Origin of the sequence: Shigella sp. FC1567, assembly GCF_001743015.1 — a bacterium.
GTDB classification, from domain to species: Bacteria; Pseudomonadota; Gammaproteobacteria; order Enterobacterales; family Enterobacteriaceae; genus Escherichia; species Escherichia coli.
This window is the reverse complement of sequence record NZ_MIIV01000369.1, coordinates 1-625: the sequence shown is the minus strand read 5'-3', so window position 1 is coordinate 625 and position 625 is coordinate 1. Positions and strand designations below refer to the sequence as shown.

General features: G+C 51.2%; 2 protein-coding genes and 1 pseudogene. 2 read left to right on the top strand and 1 reads right to left on the bottom strand.

Annotated elements, in window-relative coordinates; translation table 11 throughout:
• Positions 1 to 72: hypothetical protein (locus tag BHE85_RS27685; RefSeq protein WP_242412324.1), on the top strand; the 72-nt coding region annotated here is incomplete at its 5' end.
• A gap of 24 nt (positions 73 to 96) precedes the next feature.
• Here the strand turns inward: BHE85_RS27685 and BHE85_RS27680 are convergent.
• Positions 97 to 234, bottom strand: a pseudogene (locus tag BHE85_RS27680) (hypothetical protein); the annotation flags it as partial.
• A 131-nt stretch (positions 235 to 365) separates the two neighbouring features.
• On the opposite strand from BHE85_RS27680, the gene BHE85_RS18030 reads away from it, so the two are divergent.
• A partial coding sequence (locus BHE85_RS18030) for a transposase (protein WP_000567716.1) occupies positions 366 to 625 on the top strand: 260 nt, incomplete at its 3' end.

Genomic DNA, 625 nt, shown 5'->3' with positions numbered 1-625 from the left:
GCGAGACGACGCTGCGACGTTCTGTTCGCCATGATGCGCGACGGGACTTTTTATACCCCGCAGGGGTCATAACATGCTTGACAACTTAATAGGGGCACCCCCCGCCGCCATCAACACCATTTCCATCGGACTTGGTGCTTTATCGCCTGAGTTGCCGTCCATTAAAATCTGATGACCAGAGGCGGATTCGCCCAGAAAAGTTAACCCTTCGACCCACTTCACTCGCGCTTGCATTTTTGCTACTCCACTGCGTCAATTTTCCTGACAGAGTACGTAGACTGGCCCCCTGAATCTCCAGACAACCAGTATCACTTAAATAAGTGATAGTCTTAATACTAGTTTTTAGACTAGTCATTGGAGTACAGATGATTGATGTCTTAGGGCCGGAGAAACGCAGACGGCGTACCACACAGGAAAAGATCGCAATTGTTCAGCAGAGCTTTGAACCGGGGATGACGGTCTCCCTCGTTGCCCGGCAACATGGTGTAGCAGCCAGCCAGTTATTTCTCTGGCGTAAGCAATACCAGGAAGGAAGTCTTACTGCTGTGGCCGCCGGAGAACAGGTTGTTCCTGCCTCTGAACTTGCTGCCGCCATGAAGCAGATTAAAGAACTCCAGCGCCTGCT